General features: G+C 33.1%; 28 protein-coding genes and 1 pseudogene. 15 read left to right on the top strand and 14 right to left on the bottom strand.

Going from position 1 to position 25,945, the window contains the following annotated elements:
* Window positions 1–680 precede the first annotated feature (680 nt).
* The 3 genes and pseudogenes from ACLHDE_RS10995 to ACLHDE_RS10985 form a co-directional block, all read right to left on the bottom strand.
* Complete coding sequence (locus tag ACLHDE_RS10995) at window positions 681–1,373, bottom strand: response regulator transcription factor (protein ID WP_415396461.1); 693 nt, start codon at window positions 1,371–1,373, stop codon at window positions 681–683.
* Window positions 1,348–1,831 (bottom strand): annotated as a pseudogene (locus tag ACLHDE_RS10990) (PAS domain-containing protein). Before ACLHDE_RS10990 ends, ACLHDE_RS10995 begins: the two are co-directional and overlap by 26 nt.
* Window positions 1,832–1,900: 69 nt before the next feature.
* Window positions 1,901–3,022 carry an ATP-binding protein gene (locus ACLHDE_RS10985; RefSeq protein ID WP_415398540.1) on the bottom strand — a complete coding sequence of 374 codons (1,122 nt, stop codon included), beginning with the start codon at window positions 3,020–3,022 and terminating at the stop codon, window positions 1,901–1,903.
* Window positions 3,023–3,363: 341 nt separating this feature from the next.
* Between ACLHDE_RS10985 and surE the strand changes: the two genes are divergently transcribed.
* The 15 genes from surE to ACLHDE_RS10910 all read left to right on the top strand — a co-directional run bounded on the left by surE (window position 3,364) and on the right by ACLHDE_RS10910 (window position 16,240).
* On the top strand, window positions 3,364–4,149 hold the full coding sequence (gene surE, locus ACLHDE_RS10980) for a 5'/3'-nucleotidase SurE (RefSeq protein WP_415396460.1): 786 nt from the start codon (window positions 3,364–3,366) through the stop codon (window positions 4,147–4,149).
* Between the two features lie 5 nt (window positions 4,150–4,154).
* On the top strand, window positions 4,155–4,793 hold the full coding sequence (locus tag ACLHDE_RS10975) for a ThiF family adenylyltransferase (RefSeq protein WP_415396459.1): 639 nt from the start codon (window positions 4,155–4,157) through the stop codon (window positions 4,791–4,793).
* Between the two features lie 26 nt (window positions 4,794–4,819).
* Window positions 4,820–5,200 carry a hypothetical protein gene (locus ACLHDE_RS10970; RefSeq protein ID WP_415396458.1) on the top strand — a complete coding sequence of 127 codons (381 nt, stop codon included), beginning with the start codon at window positions 4,820–4,822 and terminating at the stop codon, window positions 5,198–5,200.
* On the top strand, window positions 5,184–5,456 hold the full coding sequence (locus ACLHDE_RS10965) for a thiamine biosynthesis protein ThiF (RefSeq protein ID WP_415396457.1): 273 nt from the start codon (window positions 5,184–5,186) through the stop codon (window positions 5,454–5,456). Before ACLHDE_RS10970 ends, ACLHDE_RS10965 begins: the two co-directional genes overlap by 17 nt.
* Window positions 5,457–5,553: 97 nt before the next feature.
* Window positions 5,554–6,051 (top strand): transcription elongation factor GreA, encoded by a 498-nt coding sequence (gene greA / locus ACLHDE_RS10960; RefSeq protein WP_415396456.1) that lies wholly within the window; start codon window positions 5,554–5,556, stop codon window positions 6,049–6,051.
* A 61-nt stretch (window positions 6,052–6,112) separates the two neighbouring features.
* Window positions 6,113–7,054, top strand: a complete 942-nt coding sequence (gene argC, locus ACLHDE_RS10955) for an N-acetyl-gamma-glutamyl-phosphate reductase (protein WP_415398539.1) — start codon at window positions 6,113–6,115, stop codon at window positions 7,052–7,054.
* Window positions 7,044–7,778 (top strand): UDP-2,3-diacylglucosamine diphosphatase, encoded by a 735-nt coding sequence (locus ACLHDE_RS10950; RefSeq protein WP_415396455.1) that lies wholly within the window; start codon window positions 7,044–7,046, stop codon window positions 7,776–7,778. Before argC ends, ACLHDE_RS10950 begins: the two co-directional genes overlap by 11 nt.
* 25 nt (window positions 7,779–7,803) lie before the next feature.
* Window positions 7,804–8,745, top strand: a complete 942-nt coding sequence (locus ACLHDE_RS10945) for a chemotaxis protein (protein WP_415396454.1) — start codon at window positions 7,804–7,806, stop codon at window positions 8,743–8,745.
* A gap of 10 nt (window positions 8,746–8,755) precedes the next feature.
* A complete protein-coding gene (locus ACLHDE_RS10940; protein WP_415396453.1) occupies window positions 8,756–11,161 on the top strand; it encodes a chemotaxis protein CheW in 2,406 nt (801 codons plus the stop codon).
* Complete coding sequence (locus tag ACLHDE_RS10935) at window positions 11,158–11,652, top strand: chemotaxis protein CheW (RefSeq protein ID WP_415396452.1); 495 nt, start codon at window positions 11,158–11,160, stop codon at window positions 11,650–11,652. The genes ACLHDE_RS10940 and ACLHDE_RS10935 overlap by 4 nt, the downstream gene beginning before the upstream one ends.
* A 14-nt stretch (window positions 11,653–11,666) precedes the next feature.
* Complete coding sequence (locus ACLHDE_RS10930) at window positions 11,667–12,758, top strand: MlaE family ABC transporter permease (RefSeq protein ID WP_415396451.1); 1,092 nt, start codon at window positions 11,667–11,669, stop codon at window positions 12,756–12,758.
* Window positions 12,758–13,501: an ABC transporter ATP-binding protein gene (locus ACLHDE_RS10925; RefSeq protein ID WP_415396450.1), complete on the top strand. Its 744-nt coding sequence runs from the start codon at window positions 12,758–12,760 to the stop codon at window positions 13,499–13,501. The genes ACLHDE_RS10930 and ACLHDE_RS10925 overlap by 1 nt, the downstream gene beginning before the upstream one ends.
* Window positions 13,498–14,460, top strand: coding sequence for an MlaD family protein (locus ACLHDE_RS10920; RefSeq protein ID WP_415396449.1), 963 nt, complete (start codon window positions 13,498–13,500; stop codon window positions 14,458–14,460). Before ACLHDE_RS10925 ends, ACLHDE_RS10920 begins: the two co-directional genes overlap by 4 nt.
* Window positions 14,457–15,059, top strand: coding sequence for an ABC-type transport auxiliary lipoprotein family protein (locus ACLHDE_RS10915; RefSeq protein WP_415396448.1), 603 nt, complete (start codon window positions 14,457–14,459; stop codon window positions 15,057–15,059). The genes ACLHDE_RS10920 and ACLHDE_RS10915 overlap by 4 nt, the downstream gene beginning before the upstream one ends.
* Entirely contained in the window at window positions 15,056–16,240 is a 1,185-nt protein-coding gene (locus ACLHDE_RS10910; protein ID WP_415396447.1) for an aminopeptidase P family protein, read from the top strand. Before ACLHDE_RS10915 ends, ACLHDE_RS10910 begins: the two co-directional genes overlap by 4 nt.
* On the opposite strand, the gene ACLHDE_RS10905 is transcribed toward ACLHDE_RS10910, so the two are convergent.
* The 11 genes from ACLHDE_RS10905 to ACLHDE_RS10855 all read right to left on the bottom strand — a co-directional run bounded on the left by ACLHDE_RS10905 (window position 16,233) and on the right by ACLHDE_RS10855 (window position 25,937).
* The gene (locus ACLHDE_RS10905; protein ID WP_415396446.1) at window positions 16,233–16,670 is read right to left on the bottom strand and encodes a hypothetical protein; all 438 of its coding nucleotides are present in this window, start codon (window positions 16,668–16,670) and stop codon (window positions 16,233–16,235) included. The two genes, ACLHDE_RS10910 and ACLHDE_RS10905, sit on opposite strands and share 8 nt — an antisense overlap.
* On the bottom strand, window positions 16,670–16,960 hold the full coding sequence (locus ACLHDE_RS10900) for a hypothetical protein (RefSeq protein ID WP_415396445.1): 291 nt from the start codon (window positions 16,958–16,960) through the stop codon (window positions 16,670–16,672). The genes ACLHDE_RS10905 and ACLHDE_RS10900 overlap by 1 nt, the downstream gene beginning before the upstream one ends.
* Before the next feature lie 2 nt (window positions 16,961–16,962).
* Window positions 16,963–17,352, bottom strand: coding sequence for a chaperone NapD (locus tag ACLHDE_RS10895; RefSeq protein WP_415396444.1), 390 nt, complete (start codon window positions 17,350–17,352; stop codon window positions 16,963–16,965).
* 23 nt (window positions 17,353–17,375) lie between these two features.
* Complete coding sequence (locus ACLHDE_RS10890) at window positions 17,376–18,326, bottom strand: WD40 repeat domain-containing protein (protein ID WP_415396443.1); 951 nt, start codon at window positions 18,324–18,326, stop codon at window positions 17,376–17,378.
* Entirely contained in the window at window positions 18,326–18,820 is a 495-nt protein-coding gene (locus ACLHDE_RS10885; RefSeq protein ID WP_415396442.1) for a ferredoxin-type protein NapF, read from the bottom strand. Before ACLHDE_RS10885 ends, ACLHDE_RS10890 begins: the two co-directional genes overlap by 1 nt.
* Before the next feature lie 3 nt (window positions 18,821–18,823).
* Window positions 18,824–19,531: a nitrate reductase cytochrome c-type subunit gene (locus tag ACLHDE_RS10880; protein ID WP_415396441.1), complete on the bottom strand. Its 708-nt coding sequence runs from the start codon at window positions 19,529–19,531 to the stop codon at window positions 18,824–18,826.
* A gap of 2 nt (window positions 19,532–19,533) precedes the next feature.
* Window positions 19,534–20,361: a quinol dehydrogenase ferredoxin subunit NapH gene (gene napH, locus ACLHDE_RS10875; RefSeq protein WP_415396440.1), complete on the bottom strand. Its 828-nt coding sequence runs from the start codon at window positions 20,359–20,361 to the stop codon at window positions 19,534–19,536.
* Window positions 20,361–21,173, bottom strand: coding sequence for a ferredoxin-type protein NapG (napG, locus tag ACLHDE_RS10870; protein WP_415396439.1), 813 nt, complete (start codon window positions 21,171–21,173; stop codon window positions 20,361–20,363). The genes napH and napG overlap by 1 nt, the downstream gene beginning before the upstream one ends.
* 37 nt (window positions 21,174–21,210) lie before the next feature.
* A complete protein-coding gene (gene napA, locus ACLHDE_RS10865) occupies window positions 21,211–24,054 on the bottom strand; it encodes a nitrate reductase catalytic subunit NapA (RefSeq protein ID WP_415396438.1) in 2,844 nt (947 codons plus the stop codon).
* 204 nt (window positions 24,055–24,258) lie between these two features.
* Window positions 24,259–25,269, bottom strand: a complete 1,011-nt coding sequence (locus ACLHDE_RS10860; RefSeq protein WP_415396437.1) for a type IV pili methyl-accepting chemotaxis transducer N-terminal domain-containing protein — start codon at window positions 25,267–25,269, stop codon at window positions 24,259–24,261.
* Window positions 25,266–25,937, bottom strand: a complete 672-nt coding sequence (locus ACLHDE_RS10855; RefSeq protein WP_415396436.1) for a Crp/Fnr family transcriptional regulator — start codon at window positions 25,935–25,937, stop codon at window positions 25,266–25,268. The genes ACLHDE_RS10860 and ACLHDE_RS10855 overlap by 4 nt, the downstream gene beginning before the upstream one ends.
* Between the last annotated feature and the right edge of the window lie 8 nt (window positions 25,938–25,945).

Raw genomic sequence — 25,945 nt, 5'->3', positions numbered from 1 at the left:
CTTATCAGAAATTGTTTTTAGTTTTTGAGTATTGTTATTAAAACTCATACGAAGAGATTGGAGTTGTTCATTGTTTTTGTTGACTACACTTAAATCTGTATTTAGTCGTATTCGCATTTGAGTTGTGTGATTTATATGCATAACCTCAATACTGTCATTTATTTTACTACCAGCAAGAGCGAATGCGGGGTTCATTCCTAAAGTGTTAAATTTTCTAAAAAACTCATTATTTCCAGCATAGCCGATAGAAGTTCCGATTTCTCGCATAAATGTTTCCATCTGGTCAATAAGATTATTAATCTTATGAGAGATAATCCCAGCCTCTCCATTGTCAGAAATACCTATAATACGGCTCTCTAAATCTCCTTTTATTGCACTGTTTAATACTTCTATGGACTTGTTTAAAGAAGTTTTCAAAGCAAAAAAATAGATGCTAAATAAAATTCCTAGACCAATATACAAAACTAAAAGAAGTGTATCAACAACATTAAATCCATTTAGAAATAGTTTTATCACATATCCTAGTATAAAGATTGTAAAAAAAGCGAACCCTATAATTTGTAACCTAGATAGATAAGATAAATTTGTCACAGAAATCTCCAATTTGTAAATTCTAATACTTAATATAGTATATAAAAATTGTATTAGAAATATATCATTAGGGTAAATTTAGTATAAGATTATCTTAATCTATAGCCATGACCGTAGATTGATTCTATTAAATTAAATTGAAGTTTCTTTTTTAATCTTGATAAAAGATTTCTAACTCTGAATGTATCACTTGTATCATCATCAAAAATTACAATCTCTATATCGACGGCAGAATATATTCTACCCTCTAATGATGTCAATAATCTAAAAAGTAATATCTCATTTTTTGTAAGCACAATTTCTTTTTCATATTGATAGAGTTTTTCATCGGTTATATCCCAATAAAAACCCTCTATGAGCTTTTTTATATTCTTATTATTTACTTCTAAGGCAGTTTGTTTTTTATTTACAAGTTTGCCGATAATATTGTCAAGTTCTAACATATGAAAAGGCTTTAAGAGATATCCATCTATCCCGTAGTATATACTTTTTGTAAAATACTCGATTTCATCATGAGCAGAGAAGATAATAATAGGCACGCTATTATTTAATAAACGGATATTTTTTATCATCTCCAGTCCATCCATAATTGGCATATTAATGTCTGTAAATATTACATCATAAGTAAACTTTTTAAACTTATCTAATCCATCCTGTCCATCAATCCCAATAGTGATGTTAGAAAAAAAATTCTCAAACATTTCAAGTGTGTAAAATCTAGTCTCTGCATCATCTTCTACATATAAAATATTTAGTTTAGATAGATAAGATGAATTGGTCATAACGACCTCCATTTGAAGAGAGTAAATCATTGAATATCTTCTCTGATTCATCCATACCACCATATTTTTCTGCATTTAGCAGACGTTTATAAAGTGGTTTTATGATATCTATAGATTTTTGTGATGGTTTTCTTCGTACTGAATAGTAACCTACAACTTTTCCGTTGTTATCATATGATGGAGTCACATTTGCAAAAACCCAATAGTAATCACCATTTTTAGCTTTATTAATAACGTAAGCATAAATCTCTTTGCTCTGCTTTAGTGCGTCCCATAAGAATTTAAAAACAATTCTTGGCATATCCGGATGACGAATTATATTGTGAGGAGCACCTAGTAACTCTTTTTCAGTATATCCAGCAAGCTTTAAAAAAAAGATTATTACAATAAGTAATTGACCCTTTCGTGTCTGTTTTAGAAACAATCATTTCAGTCTCATTAAAATTTAGTTCTTTCATTAAGTTACCCCATATTGTAATTTATCATTACATAACAATACATTATAATTGTATTTCAAATATATCATTTTATCTATCATGCGGTATAACAATTTTAACAATAAAGCCATTATCACTGTTTGAAACACTCAATTTTCCATGCATATGGTCTTCTACGATAAGCTTTGTCATATATAAGCCAAGTCCTGTACCCTTCTTTTCCATTTTGGTTGAAAAATATGGATCAAATATTTTTTCAAGTATCTCTAGTGGAACACCACCTCCATTATCTTCTATAATAATGTTTACATTATTATCAACAAGTGCTAAAGAGAGCTTTACTGATTTATTACTAATATTTTTTTCTACTAATGCATCTTTTGAGTTTGTTAGAATATTTACTATTGCCTGACCTAGTTCAGTTGGAAAACCTACTACAAATATATTATTTTGAGTCTCTATCTTTACGTATATATTTTCTGCTTCAAGCATAGGTTTTGCTATACTAATAGCATCCACTATTGATCTGTTAATATCATATTTGACACTAATATTATCTGGTAGAAAAAAATTCCTAAACTCTTTTATTGTATTTGACATCTGCCTGATTTGTACAGAACTTTCAATGTCTAATTTTGATATTGCACTATAATCTAGTTTATTTATACTATATTTATAAACAGCGTTTTGAATAATTAAAGAGAGATTGTTAAGTGGATGACGCCATTGATGAGCTATCATACTTAGAATTTCACCCATTTGAGCATGGCGGGATTGCTGTATCATCATTTTTTGCTGTTGTTTATTTTTTTCAACTTCTATTTTAACTCTCTCTTCAAGTGAGTTGTTTAATTTTGCCAGCTTATTTGTTGCCTCTTCAAGCTGTTTGGTTCTCTCTATTACTTTAGTTTCTGCTTTTCTTTGTTCTGTGATATCATACCCAATACCAATGTTGTCGCCGTTTTTAAGTGGTATTATTGCCCACATGCTGATTATTTGTTTTCCACTTCTTGTTAAAGGACGCCACTCTCTAAATATATAATCATCCGCATTATATAGTTCTTCAAAAGCTTCTTGACTCTCTTCTTTTTTTGAATAAAATAGTGCCATTGGATCTTTAGCATTATTTATCTCTTGGATACTCCAGCCAAATACTTTTTCACACTCTTTATTCCATAAAGTACATTTTCCATTTTTATCAAAGGCATCTATAAATATTGGTGCATTATCAAAGATTGATTTAAATTTCTCTTCAGACTCTTTTAGCTTAGATTCTATTTTTTTCGTTTATTTATCTCTTGACGTAACTTAACTATGAAATAGGTATAAATCACTATAAACAACATAATTAAAAAAAAACATGCATACAATATGTAGTTCATTATACTCTTAATCCTTTACTTAGTCACAAATGTTATGATAAACTAAATTTAACCATCCTTAAAATGTGACAAAAAAGAATACTGCATCTACTTATTCGTATCACTATTATTAATATATAATTATTTATAAATATTCAAACTTACAATGCTAAAAAATGATAAAATACTATTATGAAAAATAAATATAGAATATTAGTTACAAATGATGATGGTTATGAAGCAAAAGGTCTGCTTTGTTTGATAGAAGCTTTAAGAGAATTGGAAGATGTAAAAGTTACAGTTGTAGCACCTGCAAATGAGAAGTCAGCTTGTGGACATTCGCTGACACTTGTTCGTCCTCTAAAATTTGTAAGCGTTGATGATGATTTTTACAAACTAGATGATGGAACGCCGAGTGACTGTGTTTATCTCTCTTTGAGCACTATTTTTACGGAGAGAAAACCAGATTTACTCATAAGCGGTATAAATCGCGGCTCAAATATGGGTGAAGATATAACCTATAGCGGAACTGCAGCTGGGGCTATGGAAGGTGTTTTACACGATGTTCCTTCTATCGCTATAAGTCAAGTGATGGATTTTACAAATCCTGATGGAGATTTTACTCTTGCACAAAAGACTATAAAAGAGCTTGTACTAAAGATTAAAAATGGGACTTTTCCTCTTCCTCATAGAGAGTTTTTAAATGTAAACATTCCAGCTGATGTAGATGAGGCTAAGATGCTAGTAACATATGCCGGTTACCGGTTTTACGCAAATGATGCACATGTTCATAGAAATCCTCGTGGAGAAGAGCACTATTGGTTAGGGCTTCATCCTCTCGATTTTTCTCCAAGAGAGGGAAATATCGGTATCAGTGATTATGAAGCAATAAAAGCTGGAAATATATCAATAACTCCAATACAACTTGATTTAAGTGCCTATAAAAGTATGAAAAGACTTCAAGACTGGATTGATTAGTTTATATGAGACATGATAGAATAAAACTTCTACTAGAAGATGATTTTAGCAAACTCCAAAATGCAAAGATTATACTTTTAGGTGTTGGTGGAGTAGGAAGCTTTTGTCTTGATTGTTTGTATCGAAGTGGTGTAACAGATATAACTATAGTAGATTTTGATACCTATGATGAAACAAATCAAAATCGTCAAATGTGGTCTGAAATGCATGAGGATGAAGTTAAAGTTGAAGCTCTAAAAAAGCACTACCCTGAGGTGAAAATCATAAATGTGCGTGTTGATGAACAGTGGGTTTGGGATTTTGATTTTGATGAGTATGATTTAGTATTAGACGCCATAGATGATACAAAAGCAAAACTAGCTCTTGCACAAAAGTGTTACAAAAAACTTATCTCTTCATTTGGAAGTGCAAAACGCATAGATGCCAGCAAGGTTGAGGTGGGAGATATTTGGAAGAGTCGTGGAGACAAGTTTGGCTCTAAAATCCGTTATGAGCTTAGAAAACGAGGCTTTAAGAAAAAGTACAAAGTTATCTTTTCAACAGAAGAAGCTAGAGTGAAAGCTAAAGGCAGTTTTATGGGTGTTACAGCTTCATTTGGACTTACAATGTGCTCTGAAGCTGTAAAAACTTTGATAAAGAAATAGTTAAATATTAAATATAAGGGTGTTGTTTGTTTGATTTTTTAGACAGTGATTGGTTTATTATAACCTTAGAGATAGTTTTTGTTATTTTAATAGCATACGATATTAAAAAGTACATAGAGACAAAGAAAAAAGAGTATATTACAAATATAGTTCTTACCTTGGGATTTGCAATTTGGACTCTATATCCAATGTATAAAAGCTACTTTGGGTGGGATGAAACGCAGAAAAAAGAGATGCTCTCAACCTGTGTAGACTCAAATAATAGTGAATTATGCAAGTGTGTAGATGATGGCATTTTTAAAGAATATACATATGAAGAGTATATAGTTTTAGATAAAAACGCTAGTGAATATAATGAGTTTTTAAAAGAGACAAAAGAGGAGTGTCTGGATGAGTCATGGTTTTGATATAGCTAGTGATTTGATATGCGAAGGCATCGTAGGTGATGGATGCGGTGGTGGACGACTTTTTATGGTTGAGCAAAACATTTTAAAAGCATATGACCCTATGACAAAAAACAGTAGAATATTATTAAAAGATATACAGAAGCCTCTTAGTATCTCTAAAAAGGCTTGTATCGTTACTGTTGTTTGTGAAGAGGAGACTATTGAGTTTGATTTGTCTGAAATGAGTAGAGTTGATTATTCTAAAATAGTCTTATAGATACTAAAGAGTGCACCACGCTCAAAGTGCTTACAAAGCCAAGAATCTACTAAAGTTTGCTATAATAACTAAAATAAATTATATAAAGAGAACCATTATGGAAAAAATTGAACCAATGACACTTTTCGGTTACGAAAAACTACAAGCTGAAGTAAAAGATTTAAAAGAAGTTAAAAGACCTGAGATTGTAAAATCGATTGAAGAAGCATTAGAGCATGGTGATTTAAAAGAAAATGCTGAATATCATGCAGCTAAAGAGGGTCAAAAAAACATAGATAATCGTTTAGCAGAGTTGGCAGAAATTTTAGGTAATTCTCGCATAGTTGATCCCTCTGAGCTTGAGCATGCAAAAATCAGTTTTGGTTCAACTGTTGTTATGACAGATATGGAAACTGATGAGGAACTTACTTATACTATTGTTGGTGGTTGTGAGAGTAACCCTGATATGGGTCTTATCTCTTTTGGCTCACCTCTGGCAAAACAACTTCTTGGACGTGAAGAAGGTGATGAGGTGAAAGTTAAACTTCCAAATGGTGTAAAAGAGTACGAGATAGAAGAAGTGAGATATCAGGAGATTGTTTTTGAGTGTCATTAATGAAAAAATAAATGTAGGAATCATTGGTGTAAGTGGCTATACAGGTTTAGAGCTTGTAAAAATGCTAATAAATCATCCAACGTTTAATCTTAAATATGTAGCAAACTCTACAGGCGGAACTACTATAGATGAACTGCATCCATCTTTGAGTGGTGTTTGTTCCCTTGAAGTTGTTAAAGCTGATGTAGATGAGTGTGCCCAAAATTGTGAGCTTGTATTTTTAGCAGTTCCTCACAAAACTGCAATGGCATTTGTTAAACCATTTATGAAACATGGCATTAAAATAGTAGATTTTTCAGCTGATTATAGATTGACTCAAGATGTTTATGAAGAATATTATTGTCCTCATACCGATGCCCAAAATCTACAAAATGTTGTTTATGGTCTTCCTGAGATGTTTAGAGATGAAATCAAGTCAGCTTCTCTTGTAGCAAATCCAGGTTGTTACCCAACATCAGCAATTCTGGGAATTTTACCATTTTTGTCATCTAGAATACCAAATACTCCAATTATAATAGATGCAAAAACAGGGGTTAGTGGAGCTGGTAAAAAGCTTGATGAAGTTACTCACTTTGTAAATGTAAATGATAATCTTTTTTCATATAAGCCTTTCTTTCACAGACATGCTCCTGAGATTGCACAAAAACTTAATATTGATTTTGATGAGATAAATTTTGTTCCTCATCTTGTTCCGCTAACAAGAGGTATGATTTCATCAATTTATTTACAAACATCAGGTGAAATCGATGCCTATGAAATTATAAAAGATTTTTATAAAGATGAACCATTTGTTCGCATTAGTAAGAATCCGGTAGATATGAAAAATGTATCAGGTACTAATTTTTGTGATTTATATGTAAAACAAAAAGGCAGTATGCTTTTCATATCTAGTGCTATAGACAATCTAATGAGGGGAGCTTCGTCTCAAGCTGTTGTAAATGCAAATATTATGATGGGCTTGTGCCAAAAAACTGGGATACCAACTATAGCCTATGTACCATAGCAATTTTGTGCTAAAAGAGGGTGCATTTGTTATTTCAGATGCACACTACTCAGACCTTCGTCCAGAACTTTTAGACTTTCTAAAAGCCATTCATACAAAACAGCTCCGTCCAACACAACTAATCTTAATGGGTGATATTTTTGACACTCTTTTTGGAGAGGTAGCATATACACAAGAGATTAACTCCCAAGCTACGGAGATACTAAATGATATATCAAATGAAATAGAAGTAGTATATCTTGAAGGTAATCATGACTTTAATCTTAAAAAGATATTTCCAAAAGTAAAAGTATTAGGCATAAAACAACAGCCTTTAAAAGTTACATTTGGTGATAAGAGTATATTACTTGCCCATGGTGATATTGAGAGTCCATTACTTTATAATATATATACTTCAATTATAAGAAATACATTTGTGATTACTGTTTTAAATATTTTAGATTTCATTTCAGGACATGCTATTATAAATAGATTGGATGATTATTTAAGTAAAAAAGATGATTGTAAAGAGTTTAAAGGTTTTAGAGAGTTTATAAAAAGTAGAATAGAAAATAAATACATTTGTGACTACTTTGTCGAAGGGCATTTTCATCAAAATAAGACATTAAAGTTTGAAAATTATACATATATAAATTTGGCTGCTTTTGCTTGCAATCAAAGATATTTTATTGTAAAATCTTCACAAGATATTGAATTCTTAGAAGAAAATATTTTTTCTAAATGAGACTATAAAGTCAGGAGATATAAATATGCATGTAGAGAATTCGCTAAAAGTAGGCTCTAATGAAATGGAGCTAGTTGACTTTCGTATTTTAAAAGAAGAAGACGGCGAAATTTACGAGGGAATATATGGTATAAATGTTTCAAAAGTTCGTGAAATTATTAAGATGCCCCGTCTTACAGAATTACCAGGAACACCTGAATATATAGAAGGTATTTTTGATCTGAGAAGTGTTGTGATTCCAGTAGTAAACTTAGCAAAATGGATGGGTATAACAGCACCGGAATCAGTAGAAGCGAATTCGAGAGTTATCATTACCGAGTTTAACAACGTTCTTATTGGATTTGTTGTTCATGAAGCAAAAAGAATCAGAAGAATCAACTGGGCTGATATAGAACCAGCTTCTTTCACAAGTGGTTCAGGTTCTGTTGATGGAAGTAAAATCACCGGTGTAACTAAGATAGAAGGTGACAATGTACTTCTTATTCTTGATTTAGAAAGCGTTATACAAGAGTTAGGTCTTTATGAACCAGATATAGACCATGTTCCAGAAGATATGGATGATTTTTCTGGTTTAGCACTTGTTCTAGACGATAGTGCAACTGCTAGAAAAATTGTTAAAGAAGCTGTACAAAAAATGGGATTTAATGTTATCGAAGCCGGTGACGGTCAAGAGGGTTTAGATAAACTAGATGATTTATATAAAATGTATGGTGATGATATAGGTAAAGAGCTAAAGATAATTATATCTGATGTTGAGATGCCAAAAATGGATGGTTTTCATTTTGCTGCAAATGTAAAGGAAGATGGAAGATTCAATAATATTCCTATTGTATTTAACTCATCGATTAGTGACCATTTTAGCGAGAGTAGAGGTAAAGAAGCAGGTGCTGAGGCTTATTTAGTTAAGTTTGAAGCGAGCTTGTTTTATGATGAAGTTGCACGAGTTGTTCGTGCACATATGAAGTAGGAGTGTAAGAATGGATGAATTTCAGGAAATATTACAGGATTTTTTAGTTGAATCTTTTGAACTTGTTGAAAAATTAGATGAAGATTTAGTTGAGTTAGAAGCAACGCCGGAAGATTTAGAACTCTTAAACGGAATCTTCCGTGTTGCACATACTGTTAAAGGGGCGTCGTCATTCCTTAACTTTGATGTTTTAACTCACTTGACTCACCACATGGAAGATGTTTTAAATAAAGCAAGACATGGTGAGCTTATTATTACTCCTAATATTATGGATGTTGTTCTTGAATCTATAGATTTAATGAAACAACTTTTATATATAATTCGTGATACAAGCTCAGATGCTGGTGTTGATGTTTCTGAATGTGTCGCAAGACTTGACAAGGTTAGTGGTGGAGATGGTGATGTTCCAACACCAGAAGCGTCAGAGCCAGTTATTGAAGAAGCTGCTCCTGTCGAAGTAGTAGAAGCAGCAGCAGATGAGCCAGATTATGAAAATATGTCTGATGATGATGTTGAAGCTGAGATTCAAAGACTTCTTAATGAAAGGCAAGTTGAAGATAGGGCTAAAAGAGAAGCTAAGATAGCAGCAGGTGAAGACGTTCCTGCTCCTCCTCCTTCTCCTGATGAAGTAGCTAAAGAAGAAGCTTCAGAAGCTCCAGTAGCTACCCCAGTGCCTGTTACTCCAACACCTGCACCTGTTGCCCCAGAGCCTAACAATCCAAGAGAAGATGATACAAAAGCTGCTGCACCTGCTAAAAGAGCAGCTGCTACAGTTGAGCAGACTATACGTGTTGATGTAAAAAGACTAGACCACCTTATGAACCTTATCGGGGAACTTGTACTTGCTAAAAATAGACTTATTAAAATCAACGATGATGTTGAAGAGCGCTATGAAGGTGAAGAATTCTTAGAAGAATTGAATCAAGTTGTGTCTATTGTTTCTCTTGTAACAACTGATCTTCAAATTGCCGTAATGAAGACAAGAATGCTTCCTATTGGAAAAGTGTTTAATAAGTTTCCTAGAATGATTCGTGATTTAACTAGAGAATTAAATAAAAAAATAGAATTAGAAATAGATGGTGAAGATACAGAGCTTGATAAATCAATTGTTGAAGAGATTGGCGATCCACTAGTTCACATTATTAGAAACTCTTGTGACCATGGTATTGAGACGCCTGATATTCGTTTGGCAGCTGGTAAAGATGAAACAGGTACTATTTCGTTAAAAGCATACAACGAAGGTAACCAGATTGTTATTCAAATCGATGATGATGGTAAAGGTCTAGATGTTGATATGTTGAAAAACAAAGCATTGGAAAAGGGTCTTATCACTGAAAAAGAAGCTGATAACATGAGTGATAGTGAAGCCTTTACTCTTATTATGAAACCAGGTTTCTCAACTGCTGCAGCTGTAACAAATGTTTCAGGTCGCGGTGTTGGAATGGATGTTGTAAAGACTAATATAGAGAAAGTTAATGGTATTATTGATATTGAGAGTGAAAAGGGAGTTGGTAGTTCTATAAGACTAAAGATTCCTTTAACTCTTGCAATTATCCAAGCTCTTTTAGTTGGGGTACAAGAAGAACACTATGCAATTCCATTGTCATCTGTATTAGAGACTGTTAGAATTTCAAAAGATGAGATTTATACTGTTGAGGGTCGCTCAGTTATGAGATTAAGAGATGAAGTTTTATCTTTAGTTCATATAGGTGATATATTTGAAGTTGAGAGAATCTTAGATTCAAGTGAACATGCTTATGTTGTTGTACTTGGATTAGGTACTCAAAAGCTTGGACTCATTGTTGACACGCTTGTCGGTCAAGAAGAAATCGTTATTAAGTCTCTTGGAGAGTACTTAAAAGGTATTGAAGGTATTGCAGGGGCTACTATCCGTGGAGATGGTGGAGTAACACTTATTGTTGATGTGGTAGCAATTATGGATATGGCAAAAAGTGTAAAAGCAACAGCGATGATTGCCGATCAAGGTGGGGCTGATGGAGTAAGTCAAGAGAAGACGAAAGCTAGTGATTATACTATTATGATTGTTGATGATTCAAAAACAGATAGAATGATTATGAGAAAATCACTTGAGGCAACTGGGATGACTTTAATTGAAGCCGGTGATGGTCAAGAAGCCTTAAATATTTTAAAACAGGGTGATCATAACTTTGACGCTATGCTTATTGATATTGAGATGCCAAGAATGGATGGTTACACCTTAGCAACTGAGATTAAAAAATATAACAGATATAAGAGTATGCCTCTAATTGCTGTTACATCACGTACAGGTAAATCTGATCGTATGAGAGGTGTAGAATCTGGAATGGTTGAGTATATTACTAAACCATACTCTGCTGATTATCTATCTAGTGTAGTTCAAAGAAATGTTAACTTTAAATCGGAGTTCTTATCATGAGTGATAAATTAAAACAAATAATTAATAAACAGGGTGAACAACAAGGTGAGTCTCTAGATAAAACAGATAATATAGTTCAATTAGTTGGATTTATTATTGGTGAAGAAGAGTATGCAATTCCTATTTTATCTATTCAAGAAATTATTAAACCTTTTACATGGACTAGAGTTCCTCAAGTTCCAAAATACGTTATGGGTGTTTTTAATCTTCGTGGTGCTGTTATTCCTCTTATCGATCTTCGTTTGAAGTTTGGAATCTCTGAAAAAAAACATAGTGATGAAACTCGTTTTATTGTTATGAAAGATGGTGATGATGTTGCCGGATTCGTTATTGATAGATTAACAATGGCTATTAGAATTAAAAAAGCCGATATTGGACCTGCTCCTGATACTATCAATGGTGATGATACTATGATAGATGGTGTTGGTAAACAAGAGGATAGAATAATAACTATACTAAAAGTTAACAAGTTATTAGAGAGAGATTTTTAATTAACTATACATTATTGGATGATAAGCTTTCTTTGAAATTTTCAGGAGAGTTTACACTTTACACCGTTACTTCTTCTCAAACAAAGATAGACAAAATTGATTTTTCCAAGGTGCGAAAAGTTGATTTTGACTTAGAAAATGTAGTCTATTTTGATACTGCTGCATCTATCTTTATTAACTCTACTATAAAAGCGTTTGATAAAAAAAATATAAGTTCCAATGTTCTTACGACTGATACAGATATTTTAGACACTTTAGAGCTAGTGGAAAAATCAAAAAAAACCTCTCAAGCAATTCCAGAAACTAAACGAAGAAATATTATCACTCTAATAGGTGAAAGTACTAACTCATCCTTTATTGGTTTTTTATCATTTATGGCATTTATCGGCAAGCTTTTTGCTACTAAAATCACCTATCTTAAATCTGCTAAAAACATAAGATTTAAAGAGATAGCATTTGAGATTAATGAGAGTGCTATTAAAGCTTTGGGAATTATAGCCCTTACAAGTTTTTTAATAGGTCTAGTTACAGCATACCAGTCAGCATATCAATTAAAGATATATGGAGCAAATATATTTATTGTGGACATGCTAGGTATCTCTATGCTTAGAGAGCTCGCACCACTTATGACTGCCATTGTTATAGCAGGTAGAAGTGCTTCAGCTTTTACCGCTCAAATTGGTGCGATGAAGATAACTGAGGAGTTAGATGCTATGAGGACTATGGGATTTGACCCATATGTCTTTTTAGTCCTTCCTCGTATAATAGCACTAATGATTGCTATGCCTCTTCTTATATTTGTTGCAGATGTAATGAGTCTGTTTGCGGGAATGCTTGTTGCAAATTTTGATTTGGGAATAAGTCCTCAACTCTTTTTAGATAGATTTGGTGAGGCTGTAGCTGCCAAACACTTTTTTATAGGAATTGCAAAGGGTCCATTTTTTGCATTTCTTATAGCATCTATTGGAGTATATAGAGGGTTTATGGTAAAAGATGACACGCAAAGTATAGGATTTAACACAACCAAAAGTGTTGTTGAAGCTATATTTGCAGTTATCATATGTGACGCAATTTTCTCAATTCTTTTTACAAATCTGGGGATATAATGGCTAGCATAATAGAAGTTAAAAATATTAAGACTAAATTTGGAGATAAAGTAGTTCATGATGGACTTAACCTTAGTGTAAATGAAGGTGAGATTTATGGTATTGTTGGTCCCTCTGGAAGTGGAAAGACTACTCTTTTTCGTGAGATGCTAATGTTACAGAAATTTTCTGCTGGTTCCATAGAAATTTTAGGATACAACCTGGGGAAGATAAAGTATAATAAGGCACAAAAGTTAAGAACAGAGTGGGGTGTTTTATTTCAGGCTGGAGCACTGTTTTCTTCACTAAATATAAAAGAAAATATAGCTTTACCACTCACAGAATACACTGATTTGTCAAAAAAGATGATAAATGAGATAGTAGAATTCAAAATTAACCTTGTTGGTCTAAAATCATCAGATGCCTTGCTTTATCCGTCTCAAATAAGTGGAGGAATGAAAAAAAAAGCTGCTCTAGCTCGTGCTCTTGCAATGGATCCAAAACTTCTGTTTTTAGATGAACCGACTAGCGGACTTGACCCTATCTCAGCACGAAGCTTCGATGCTTTGATACTTAAGCTAAGAAAACTTTTAGGTTTAACGATTGTAATGGTTTCACACGATTTGCAATCAATTTATGCTACACTTGATAGAATTGCGATTATAGATGAAAAAAAAATTGTTTATGAGGGAAATTTAGATGATATTAAAGATACTAAAAGTGAATTCATACAAACATTTTTTCGAGGAGTGAATTCAATATGAATAATAAAGTTAATTATACGGCTGTTGGTTTAGCTGTACTTGTTGGAATTATTTTGATGCTAGGGTTTATCTATTGGATGTTAAAGCCTTCAACAGAAGATGAAGTGAAAAAATACATTATACACTTTAATGAATCAGTTTTAGGATTGAATGTAGATTCTGCAGTTAAATATAGAGGTATTAGTGTTGGTAAAGTTATAAGACTAAGAATAAATCCTAAGAATATAGAGCAGGTTGAAGTCCTTGTATCTATATTAAAATTAACACCGGTTAAAGAGACTACAGTCGCGACACTAACATCTCAAGGTATTACAGGGCTTAGTTATATTAATCTTAGTTTGGGAAACAATGCTGCTGCTAGTCTTGAAGCAAAAAAAGGGGAAGAGTATCCTGTTATAAAAACGGAAGCCTCATTTTTTGAACGTTTTGAGGAATCACTTGGAACAGTGTCAACAAAATTATCAAAGACATTAACAGGAGCAGAAGAGCTTTTAAATGATGAGAATCAAGTGCAAATATCGATTTTACTAAATAGAACAGCAGCTTTTATGACTCAAATGGAAAAACTAGCAAATGATGAAGTTATAGAAGATATTCATACATCTTTTAAAAACTTAGACAGAGTGACAAAAAAGATTGACCTTATGATGCCAAAAGTAGATCACTTCATAGATAAGAGTGTCGCTTGGGAAAATGATATTTCTAAGTCTTTAGCCTCTATTTCAAGTAGCTATAAAATTATTCAAGCATCGATGGATGAAATTAAAAGGGCAGTTTCAGATGGGGAGTTTAATATTAAAGAGATTGTAGGTGATGTAATACCGACAATAAATAACACACTCATAGAGACACAACACTTAATGATAAGAGTTGAGGGTACACTTAACCAGTATGAGAGAAGTCCTGGTGATATACTATTTAAACAAGAAGAGATTAAAAAAGGTCCGGGAGAGGAATGATGATAAAAATTTATTTTGCAATAATACTCGTCTATTTAATATCAGGTTGTTCAACAAAAGAACCAGCAGTTACTGAGTATAAATTATCTCAAAAAATACTAAAACATAGTAATGTATTTCAAGGATGTAGAGATAAATCACTGAAAGTTTCACAAGCATTCAGTTCAAGTTCATTAATGTCCCCACAGATGAACTATGTGTTAGATTCTTATAAAATATATACCTACTCGCAAGCACAATGGAATAACTCATTAAATAAAGAGATATCATCTCAAATAGTTAAGGCTATAAGAGAAGCTAAAGTATTTAAAAATACTCAAAACTCAAAATCCAGAAGTAAAAGTGACTTCATTCTAGAAATAAATATAGAAGATTTTATGCAATACTATAATAAAAGTCTAGATAAATCACATGTAAATGCTGAAATTAACTTTACGTTAATCGACTCAATAACAAACAAAGTGATTGCGACAAAAACTTTCAAAGCAAGAGAAGAAGCTACTTCATTGGATGCATCAGGCGGAGTAAAAGCCTTAGATTCTGCACTTGCTAATATACTAGATCAAGGCTTAGATTTTTTAAATGAGGTTTGTAGGTGATAAAAGAGAGTGAATACAAAAAAAGAAGAGACTTTGTTGCTAAAAAACTCTCCAAAAACTCTATAGCAGTTGTTTCAAGCTCAAAATATAAAACTCGCTCAAATGATACAGATTATCCTTATAGGCAAAATAGTAATTTTTATTACTTAACAGGATTTAAAGAGGATAACTCTCATTTAGTCTTTATAAAGCGAAAAAAATATACAAAATGTTTGTTATATGTACAAAAAAAAAATGAAACATATGAGCTTTGGAATGGACAAAGGCTAGGGGAAACTGAAGCTAAAAAGAGATTTCTAGTTGATGAAGTCAGACTTAGTGAAAATTATAAAAAGAGTAAAAAAGCTAAAGATATTTCATCTTTGATTGCGCAAATGAGACTGATAAAATCAAAGTCAGAGATTAAACTGATTAAAAAAGCTATCAGTATAACCAGAGAGGCTCATCATGAAGCGATGATATTTGATAAAAAAAATAAAAATGAGTATGAACTTCTTGCTTCTATAGAATATAATTTTAAAAAGCATGGTGCATATAGTGATGCCTATACTTCCATAGTTGCATGTGGAGATAGTGCTAATACTCTGCATTATATTTCTAATGATAAGCCTTTGGTTGATGGTGAACTTATTTTAATAGATGCTGGATGCGAATATGAATACTATGCTAGTGATATAACAAGAACAATACCCGTCAATGGCAAGTTTTCTTCTGCACAAAAAGAGTTGTATAACATGATTTTGAAAGTTCAACTTGAAATCATTAAAATGATAAAACCTAGAGTGCTAAGAACTGACTTACAAAAAGAGGCCGAGATACTTCTTACAAAAGGCATGATAAGTCTTGGCATCTTAAAGGGTAAGTATAAGAAGCTTATTAAAGCCCAAAAGCACAAAAAGTATTATCCTCATGGCATAGGACATTGGATGGGACTTGACGTCCATGATGAAGCTCCTTACTTAGATGCAAATAAAAAAGAGATAGCTCTAAAAAAGGGTATGGTTTTAACTATAGAACCTGGCATCTATATATCTAAAGATGATAAGAGTGTTCCAAAAAGATTTAGAGGGATGGGAATAAGAATAGAAGATGATATCTTAGTTACTAAAAAATCTTATAAAAACCTCTCTAGAGGTATCGCCAAAACTATAAAAGAGATAGAAAAAATCTCTTTTAAATAGTTTTATTATAAGAATATGACCAGCCAGTTAATGCATCATACTTAGCTTCATTAAAGTTCTCAGAATCAGCTAAGAAGTCCATAACGAACATAACAGCATGAGCAATTGTTCTTTGATCTTCTGGTTTTACCAGAAGTAGAGGCATTGGAGTGTCTTGGGTACTTATACCAAAACCTACAGGCATTATATGGCTCATCAGTTCTGCTGGTTTGGAGATGCTATTATCATCTAAAAATTTATTTAAAACTGCTTCTTGAATATCCTTGGAAAGATTATCGCTTGTATTTAAAAAAATTGTAAAATGAATAGGAGTATCTTTAAAATGTCCAGGCGCAGCAGCAGCCATTATTATGTACTCTACATTTTTTAGATGCGCAGAAATTTCTGCATGGTCCAAGTAAGTGTCTGTAACTATAGCTTTAGCTTCCACTATTTATTCTCTTCCATTAGAGGCCTACCTATTTTTGCTTCAACTTCAGCTTGAAGGTCTGCCATTGCTTGTCTAATCTCATCTATATGATATGGAGGAACATTATCATCTTGAGACCATATCACTTGATCAACATTTCCGCCATAATCTTCGCCCATCTTTTCGAACTTCTCTTTGTACTCATCTATGTTTTTACAAATCTCAACTCTGCCATCTGATGTGTCAGTTAGTTCAATGAACCACTCATTATTCTCATCTACTTTTATTTTTGATTCAAATATTAAACTCATAACTATTTTTTACCAGTCTCATCAAAACGTCTAGCAAAACCCTCTAAGTCTTTTTTCTTTAAGTCACCATTATATACAATGTCTTTTGGGTCTAAATCTTCATCATTTAACATTTTAGGAACTAAATCCGCGTTTGCCAATACTTCCATATGCTCATTAAGCTCATCTTCACTGTATGCCATCTGCATATCAGCTGTAATGACATGAGGAATCGCTTCAACAACACGAAGTTTCTTTAACTCTTCTTCAACACCTGCTCCCTCAATAGTGATTATAACACGACCTTTTTCATCATGCATGTGGTAATCACATACTTCACAATCTTTTAGGCTTTGAACCACTTCTTCTAAAAACTTTGGTACTGTTTGAACTACTATACTTGATACATTCATATCTATTTCCTTCTTATTTGAGTTTATTTTATCTTATATAAATTAACGGTTTTGTCATCACTTGCAGCTAAAAACTCATTTTCGTTTAAAAAGAGTATTTTTGTAAGTGTCATTTTATTTCCACCAAATTTACCTAAAGTAGATTTTGTAGTGGTATTAAAAAGAGTGATGTTATTGTTCTCATCGCTTGAGAAAGCAACTATTTTGCCACTTGGTGAAAGACCAACACTGTAAATCAAAAAATGTGAAGATTTATAGTAAGCAGAGCCTGATTTATTGTTATAAATAACAACTCTTCTATCCTGTCCTGCTGTTGCAATAATACCATTTTTATAATCTACTTTAAATACATTATCTAGATTTTGTCCCTCTAGGGTTTTAATTAATTTTCCATTTTTTGTATTGTAGATTTTTAAATCACCACTCTCATCAGCGATAACAGCTTGGCTTTTATCTTCATTTAAAACAAAGTCTGAGAATTTCGCTCCTGAGACTTGAACAATCCAGTTGTTGGTTTTAGTTTTGATGTTATATGAAACAAGTTCATTACTCAGCATTCCTAAAAGAATATTCTCTTTATCTAAAAATTTACTCTTAGAAATTGTAAGCTTTTTTTCATCTGAAATAATAACTTCACTCTTATTGTTCTGATGTATATGAACTCTTCTGAAGCCTTGGTTTGCCTGAGATAAAATCAAAATCTTATCGTCCAAAATATCAACAGAATAAATTTTTGAGTCAACTTTATCACCCATAAAGTCTTCTATTTTGTTAACCTTAATTTGATTAATTATTTTTTTACTTTTAAGGTCGAAAACATCTACACAACTTGCATTGGTGGCACTATATAGTTTAGAGCCTGCTAGAACAATATCTGTAACAGGACCGCTTGAAATATAGTGTTTGATTGGCATTTTTATCTCCCCAAACAGCGTAGATATAATCAATATACTTAAAAGTAAAATTTTACTCATTATATCACCTCAAAATGGATTGATGTTGCTGGACATCTGCTTAGACAAAAACCACAAGATGTACACTTGTCATTTATCTCAGGCATAAACATTGCCTGAAAATCAATCGCATTATCTAAACAGGGGTCTTTACATGAAAAACACATAACAGCATTCCAACTTAGACACTCATTTTTTGAAATAGTCACCTTAGCATTAATATTTCTTTTATTATCTACGCTAAGAACTCCAAATTCGCAAGCTTTTGCACACTCATCACAAAACGTACATCCACTACTTGAAAAGTCCAAATATGGAGTTTTATCATCTGCAATTTTTATTATTTCTTCTTCACAAAGAGTTGCGCACGCAGCTTCGCATTTATTACACTCACTCTGAAAAAGAGATTCATCATTATAGTATGGTGGTCTTATATGTCTCTCTGGACTATCTTTTTTAAGGTTTTCACCTTTTAGTTTGGATGCCAGAGAGCTAAAAAGCTCTCTTCTTTGCATTCTTTAGTGGTGTGTCCAAACACTAGCACCAACAACAGAATTTTTATTTTCAATATCTGTGTTAGTAACTTTACCACCATCACCTTTAACAGTATCTAATTGATCAGTTAAAGCTGTACCGCTCCAACCTGATTTATTAGCACCGTCAGGGCGTGTGTAATTAGCTTCAAAAGTATTTTCAACAGCTAAGTTACCTTGAGACTGTGGAGCATGACATTGTGTACAGTTAAATCTTGCACCTTGAAGATGAGTTGTTTCTTTTATATCAACTTCATTTTTCATATTATCAATACTCTTAGTAAACGATTTACCATCATATTTATGTGTTGGTCTAAAGTTAGTCAGATGTGATACTGGATATGGAAGTGCTTTCATACTCGGTGCCACTTCTGGTGCATGACAGCTAGTACAAGCATTGTTATTAATTGTAATCGGTAACATACCTTCTATGTCATGTGGAATCATTGGAGGAGCATCTTGAAATGCTCTTTCGAATCTTTTTCCACTTCCAGCTGCATCTGGAGAATACTTCGTCTTATCACCTTGAGTAGTGTCTTCTGAATATAGGTCCGTCTTTCTTAGACCAAGTGATTCTTCAGATACTGTTTTAGCAACTATACCACTTGATGAAGGTTTAGCATTATTGCCACAACCAACGAATAGTAGTGCAGCAGTAGCTAGACCAATTGTTATCTTACTTATTGTTTTCATTGTTACTCTCCCGTTTTTTTGTTTTTTGTTAGTTCCCTGATTGAGAAACCAAGTGCATTATCATCACACACTTCAATACATCTAGCACAATTTGTACATTCACCTGAAAGTACAGGTAGGCTCTCTTTATCGATCATATGTAAAACTTGGCGTTCAGGACAAACTACTTTACACTTCATACATGCAGTACAATTCTCTACAGTATGTTTTACTCTGATCAGACTAAAGTTACCCAGTAGTGAATAAAAACCACCTAGAGGACATATATGCCCACACCAGCCATTTTTAAGCACGAAAAGGTCAAAAAGAAAAATAATGAGCATTGCTGCCCACCCAAATCCTAAACCAAATACTATCCCTCTATGAACCATAGAGATTGGACTAATAAATTCAAAAGCAGTGACGCCCATCACAGCTGAGATTATTAAACTTAAGACTAAAACCCAGTATCTCATATATCGAGTTGCTGGTTGTCTCTTTTGGTTGCGATCAATATCAAAAAATCTTCTTGTAAATGCTGCAACATCAGTTATCATATTTATAGGGCAAACCCAACTACAAAAGGCACGACCGCCTATTAGCAGATAAAACAGACTAATTATTGCAACACCGATAAGTATATCAGTTGCTAATATAGCACCAGCTGCAAGCATTTGCAAAGCAGCATACGGATCACTTAAAGGAACAATACCTAAAAGACTTGATGAACTTAGATTTCCCATAAGGATAGTCCATCCCCAATGATTCGCTCCAAAATATAACAATAGTAAACCTATCTGGACAAATCTTCTCAAAAAAAGATATCGGTAATTATTCCACAGCTTAGCCATTAGTATAAATCTCCCGAATCATTTAAAGAGTCAATAGCACTTTCTTTACTAATCTCAGTTTGAGTATGGATTTCTTTAGCATTTTCTAAACGCTTTTCATCCTCTTTATCCCAACCTTTAATATAGTAATCACCTGCTTTACCCATTGCAACTTCTCTAGGAAGTACAAATATAGCTGCCTTTTCTGTAACACAAGCTTTTTCACACAGACCGCATCCTGTACAGACATCAGAGTGAACAATGGGCTTCATAAAGGCATGTTTACCAGTCCTATCATTTTTTTCATACACTATCGTTATAGCTTCGCCCAATAAAGGACAAGCTCTATAACAAGCATCACATTGAATTCCCCAAAAAGCAATACAACTTTCATCATCAATAACTGCAAGACCCATGTCGGCCACATTTATATCAAGTTTATCATCAGTCGTAACGCTAGATTCATCAAGCGCACCTGTCGGACAAACAGGTACACAAGGAATATCTGGACACATATAACAGGGCATTTCCCTAGGAATAAAATATGGTGTTCCTAGAGGTTTATTATCACCTGGTTTAGCGAGTAATAGTGTATCGTACGGACATGCTTCAACACACAATCCACACTTGATACATGTTTTTAGAAAATCTTTCTCTTTTATAGCTCCTGGTGGACGAAGGATTAATTGTGAAGCCGTAACTTCATCAATAAATGCACTCCAAACAAATCCACCCAGTGCTGTAACTCCAACACCGCGTGCCATAGTGAGAATAAATCTTCTTCTATCACTCAATGGTTCTTTTCTTTGTATTTTAGGTCTGTTTTCGCTCAAAACGAATCTTTCCTTACTCTAAATCTAATCTACTTATCTATGCTTTGTAAATTTTTACAGCACATTTTTTGTAGTCTGTTTGTTTTGACAATGGACAAGTCGCATCTAGACAAACTTTATTGATAAATACTTTTTCATCAAACCATGGTACGAATACAAGACCACGAGCAGGTCTATTTCTACCACGAGTTTCAACTCTAGCTTTTACTCTACCACGACGAGATTCTACCCAACATAAACCACCTTGTTTAACATTGAATTTTTCAGCATCTTTAGGATGCATATAACATAACGCTTCTGGAACTGCACGATATAGTTCAGGTACACGCATAGTCATAGTTCCTGAGTGCCAGTGTTCAAGTACACGACCTGTACATAACCATGTATCATAGTTAGCATCTGGCATTTCTGGAGGATCCATATATGGACGAGCAAAAATCTTAGCTTTATTTTTAAGGTAATGTTTACCTGGTTTATCAGCATAGCTCAGTTTCATATCTTTTTTAATTCCGTTTAAGTCACCTTGAGGAACTTGTTTTAAGAATTCACCGTAGAATGCATGAGAATTACCACTCTCTTTTGTAGCTTTAGCCGCATATGGATCGTATTTAGCATTGAATCTCCACTGAGTCTCTTTACCATCAACAACAGGCCATTTAAGACCACGAACTTTATGGTAAACATCAAATGGTGCAAGGTCATGACCGTGACCACGAGTAAATGATGCATACTCTTCAAAAAGATATTTATGGATAAAGAAACCGTAACCTTTGAACTCTTTACCATCTGAACCAATAACTCCACGGCTATCGCCATTACACTCAGAGTTGTCATATCCAGCTTGAATAGGATCGTTCATATCAATTTTATATGATTTAGCTCTATCATTTGCAAATAGAATTTCATACATAGTTGTATTTTCGTTGTATCCCATAGCCTTGATTTTATCTAATGGAACAGCTTTCATATCGGCTTTACCCCAAGCAACTTTTACATCTTTCATCCATAGATCTTTAACTGTAAAGCGTTTTGAGAATTCAACCCATTGCCAAGTATCACTCATTGAATCACCAACTGGAATAACTTGTTGTCTCCAGTGTTGTGTACGACGCTCAGCATTACCGTAAGCACCCCATTTTTCATAAATCATAGCAGATGGTAAGATAAGGTCAGAGACTTTAGCTGAGATACCTGGGTATCCGTCAGAAGTTACAATGAAGTTATCCATTTCACGAGCCGCTTTAATCCAGTGAGAAGCAGAAGCTGAATCTTGGTAAGGATTACAAACATTTACCCATGCAAATTTAACATGACCATCTTCGATATCACGGTGGATACGCATAATATGTTGTCCCATTTGACCATTAATAGTTCCAGCAGGTATATGCCATTGTTTTTCAGCAATAGCACGGTGCTTAGGATTTTTAACCATCATATCAGCTGGAAGTCTGTGTGTAAATGTACCAACTTCACGAGCAGTACCACAAGCAGAAGGTTGACCAGTTAATGAAAATGCTCCATCACCTGGGTTAGCTTGCTTATTTAACATAAAGTGAACATTGTATGCAAGTGTATTTGTCCATGTACCACGTGTATGTTGATTCATACCCATAGTCCAGAAAGATACTACCTTACGCCCTTTTTCAATATAAAGACCAGCTAACTCTTGAAGTTTTGCTTTAAATCCTTCAATATCTTCATCTGGATCACCCTTAGAAATTTTAGCTGTATACTCTAGTGTATATGGTGCTAAAGATTTTTTATACTCTTCAAATTCAATCAACCAGTGTTTAAGGCCCGGTTGGTTATGAATCATTTCATCTCCAGCTTTGTAACCATACGGTGCAAGTGCAGGAGCTTCTTTTTCTGAAACGATAGTTTTCATCTCTTTAGAAATAGTTTCCATCTCAAGCGCAGTATATTTGCCTTCTTTGATTGATTTCTCATTCGATTTTCTCATACCGTAACCAATATTTGGATTTGCTGCTGCAAATACCATATGTTTGTTTACGAAATCCCAATCAATTGATTCTGGGTGATTAAATACGATTTCTCTAGCGATATAGTTCCATAGAGCTGTATCTGTATTTGGCGAGAAAATAATCTCTGTATCAGCTAAATCTGAAGTTCTGTGAGTATAAGTTGACATATTGATAACTTTTACTCTTTCAGGATCTGAAAGTTTTCTGTCAGTTACACGAGACCATAGGATCGGGTGCATCTCTGCCATGTTTGAACCCCAAGATACGATTGTATCAGTAAGTTCGATGTCATCATAACAACCTGATGGCTCATCAATACCAAATGTTTGATAAAAACCAACAACAGCAGATGCCATACAGTGACGAGCATTAGGATCGATTGCATTAGAACGAAATCCAGCTTTCATCATTTTTTGAGCTGCATAACCTTCCATTACAGTGTATTGACCAGATGCAAATACTGCTACACCCTCAGGACCTTTTTCATTGAAAGCAGCTTTGGCTTTTTCTTCCATAATATCAAAAGCTACTTTCCAAGATACTGGAGCAAATTTACCTTTTTTATCAAATTTACCATTAGCATCCATTCTCAGTAATGGTTGAGTAAGTCTGTCCGCACCATACATAATTTTTGCATTAAAGTAACCTTTAATACAGTTCAGTCCTCTGTTAACTGGAGCCGCGGGGTCCCCTTTAACAGCAACAATTTTACCATTCTTAGTAGCCATCATGATACCACAACCAGTACCACAGAAACGACAAGCTGCCTTGTCCCATCTCCAGCCGCCTTCAGCTTTGTTCGCCGCTGCTTGAAGCTCTGCTGGTACACTCATACCAATCGCTGCTGCTGCAGATGCTGCCGCTGAACTTTTAAGAAATTCTCTTCTTGAAAGTGACATATTTTCTCCTGTTTGATAATTTTTGAAATGAAGTAAATTCAAAAACTACTTTATTTCAATTTTTGTTAAGGTGTCCATTAACGATTCAATACTACCACTTTGGAGGGATAAAAATCTTTGACTTATGTCAAATGATTAGAAAAATATATTAAGTTTTGTTTTATCTATTGAAATCGTGAATATAAGTAGCACTTAATAAAAATATTACAATCTACTATCTTGACAACTTTTAGTAAGCTTTTCTAATTCTAGCTTTAGATTAGATAGTTTTTTTGTAGAATTGATTAATTCTTCTGTTGATTCTATAACAATATCTTCACTGTTATTTAGATGCTTGTGAGCTAGTGATTTATCTTTTAACTCATCAATGATAGAGTCAAACTCATCTGTAAGCTCTTCTAGTTTTGAAGAAGCCCTTTCAGACTGTAGTAATGCCTCATTAGAATATTCCATCGCAGTATTTACTTTTTGTATAAAACAGTTTATGGTATCACTAACTTCAATAATTTCAGTCTCACTTTCAGCTTCTAGTTTTAGTGGCTTTAGATTTGTAATATCTTCATTATTTATAAGCATTCTAGAGTATTGCATAAATGAGTCAACATGTGATTCTATAGAGCGTAGTTGTAGAAGAGAGTATACAAAAAGTATTAGAAGTATGATTCCTGAAGTATATTGAAATGTTTTGATAAAGTTAGTCTTCTTCTCACTATAATCTGTGTACATTGTTACCAGCTTATCCACATTATCTAGTAATATTGTGTTTTCTCTATATATAGCAGTGATTATTTCTTCTAGTTCTGCATTTCTATTTACATTAGAATTTGTAAAGAGTTTGAAATTCTGGATGTCTTTATAAAATTTCCCCCAAAGTTTACTTATTTCTATCTGTTGCAGTGATATTTGATATGTAGGAACTGGAGAAATATTTTTATTTGAATCACCATATCTTAAAGTATTTAGACCTTTTATAAATTCATCTATGGCAGCATTTAATTCATAAAAATCTTTGTTGGAGTTATAGTGTATGTAAAAAATATTTTTAGACATTTTTTGCGTAAGCATTCTTTGCTTACCTGCGATGTTTATTATCAGAGCATCTTTTTCATTTTGTTGGTTTAAGTATATTGTAGTAGCTATTACGCTAAGCATTAAGATAATTAGAAGAGCTCCTAATACTTTGATTTTTGTACTAATACTTGTGGCTTTTTTCATAATTGTTCCCCTCTAATTATACTCTCAAGTTGTTCTTTGTTTAGGATAGATACATTTGAGTTTTCAACTTCAATTATATTACTTCTTTTTAGTTTTTTTAAAACTCGAGATAGTGTTTCAGGTTGAATATGTAACATAAAAGATACATTTTGTCTTTTAAGTGAGTTAAACATCTCTAAATCGTCATTAAGCATAAAGGCAACTTTAGCAGTGGCATCAAAAACGAGCTCTCTATTTACAACGCAGTGAAGTTGATGTGTTTTTAGTAGGATCTCATTGATAAATTCACTGTTGAGTATATTTTTAGCTAAAAATCTTCTTTTAAACTCGGTGAAGTTAACTTCTAGGATTACACTGTCTTCCATAAATTCTGAATTTGAATAGCAATAAATAGAGTCTTTGTCTAAACTTGCTAGTTCGGATATAAGAGAATTTTTATTAATATGATACAGAAAAATTTCATTTTCAAATTTATCTATTTTGTAGACTTTTAGTACCCCGGAGACAAGAAAAAATATTTTGTTGTAACTATCATTTTCATAATACAATATAGAATCTTTTGGATATTCAACTATATTAGAAATACTTTGTACCTCTATTAGTTGATCAGTACTTAATGATTTGAAAAAATCTAATTTTTTTATAGATTCTAGTTTGTCATTTTTCATATAAATTC

Origin of the sequence: Sulfurimonas iocasae, assembly GCF_047716755.1 — a bacterium.
GTDB lineage: Bacteria > Campylobacterota > Campylobacteria > Campylobacterales > Sulfurimonadaceae > Sulfurimonas.
This window is presented reverse-complemented; position numbering and strand designations above follow the sequence as displayed.

What these genes read in the sequence shown, in the direction of transcription:
- ACLHDE_RS10890 (WP_415396443.1), bottom strand. Translation starts at nt 18,326, where the DNA reads ATGAGTAAAATTTTACTTTTAAGTATATTGATTATATCTACGCTGTTT.
- surE (WP_415396460.1), top strand. Translation starts at nt 3,364, where the DNA reads ATGAAAAATAAATATAGAATATTAGTTACAAATGATGATGGTTATGAA.
- ACLHDE_RS10895 (WP_415396444.1), bottom strand. Translation starts at nt 17,352, where the DNA reads ATGAATGTATCAAGTATAGTAGTTCAAACAGTACCAAAGTTTTTAGAA.
- ACLHDE_RS10915 (WP_415396448.1), top strand. Translation starts at nt 14,457, where the DNA reads ATGATGATAAAAATTTATTTTGCAATAATACTCGTCTATTTAATATCA.
- ACLHDE_RS10855 (WP_415396436.1), bottom strand. Translation starts at nt 25,937, where the DNA reads ATGAAAAATGACAAACTAGAATCTATAAAAAAATTAGATTTTTTCAAA.
- ACLHDE_RS10945 (WP_415396454.1), top strand. Translation starts at nt 7,804, where the DNA reads ATGCATGTAGAGAATTCGCTAAAAGTAGGCTCTAATGAAATGGAGCTA.
- napA (WP_415396438.1), bottom strand. Translation starts at nt 24,054, where the DNA reads ATGTCACTTTCAAGAAGAGAATTTCTTAAAAGTTCAGCGGCAGCATCT.
- ACLHDE_RS10860 (WP_415396437.1), bottom strand. Translation starts at nt 25,269, where the DNA reads ATGAAAAAAGCCACAAGTATTAGTACAAAAATCAAAGTATTAGGAGCT.
- ACLHDE_RS10925 (WP_415396450.1), top strand. Translation starts at nt 12,758, where the DNA reads ATGGCTAGCATAATAGAAGTTAAAAATATTAAGACTAAATTTGGAGAT.
- ACLHDE_RS10975 (WP_415396459.1), top strand. Translation starts at nt 4,155, where the DNA reads ATGAGACATGATAGAATAAAACTTCTACTAGAAGATGATTTTAGCAAA.
- greA (WP_415396456.1), top strand. Translation starts at nt 5,554, where the DNA reads ATGGAAAAAATTGAACCAATGACACTTTTCGGTTACGAAAAACTACAA.
- ACLHDE_RS10900 (WP_415396445.1), bottom strand. Translation starts at nt 16,960, where the DNA reads ATGAGTTTAATATTTGAATCAAAAATAAAAGTAGATGAGAATAATGAG.
- ACLHDE_RS10965 (WP_415396457.1), top strand. Translation starts at nt 5,184, where the DNA reads ATGAGTCATGGTTTTGATATAGCTAGTGATTTGATATGCGAAGGCATC.
- ACLHDE_RS10885 (WP_415396442.1), bottom strand. Translation starts at nt 18,820, where the DNA reads ATGCAAAGAAGAGAGCTTTTTAGCTCTCTGGCATCCAAACTAAAAGGT.
- ACLHDE_RS10995 (WP_415396461.1), bottom strand. Translation starts at nt 1,373, where the DNA reads ATGACCAATTCATCTTATCTATCTAAACTAAATATTTTATATGTAGAA.
- ACLHDE_RS10940 (WP_415396453.1), top strand. Translation starts at nt 8,756, where the DNA reads ATGGATGAATTTCAGGAAATATTACAGGATTTTTTAGTTGAATCTTTT.
- ACLHDE_RS10950 (WP_415396455.1), top strand. Translation starts at nt 7,044, where the DNA reads ATGTACCATAGCAATTTTGTGCTAAAAGAGGGTGCATTTGTTATTTCA.
- ACLHDE_RS10920 (WP_415396449.1), top strand. Translation starts at nt 13,498, where the DNA reads ATGAATAATAAAGTTAATTATACGGCTGTTGGTTTAGCTGTACTTGTT.
- argC (WP_415398539.1), top strand. Translation starts at nt 6,113, where the DNA reads ATGCTAATAAATCATCCAACGTTTAATCTTAAATATGTAGCAAACTCT.
- napH (WP_415396440.1), bottom strand. Translation starts at nt 20,361, where the DNA reads ATGGCTAAGCTGTGGAATAATTACCGATATCTTTTTTTGAGAAGATTT.
- ACLHDE_RS10880 (WP_415396441.1), bottom strand. Translation starts at nt 19,531, where the DNA reads ATGAAAACAATAAGTAAGATAACAATTGGTCTAGCTACTGCTGCACTA.
- ACLHDE_RS10935 (WP_415396452.1), top strand. Translation starts at nt 11,158, where the DNA reads ATGAGTGATAAATTAAAACAAATAATTAATAAACAGGGTGAACAACAA.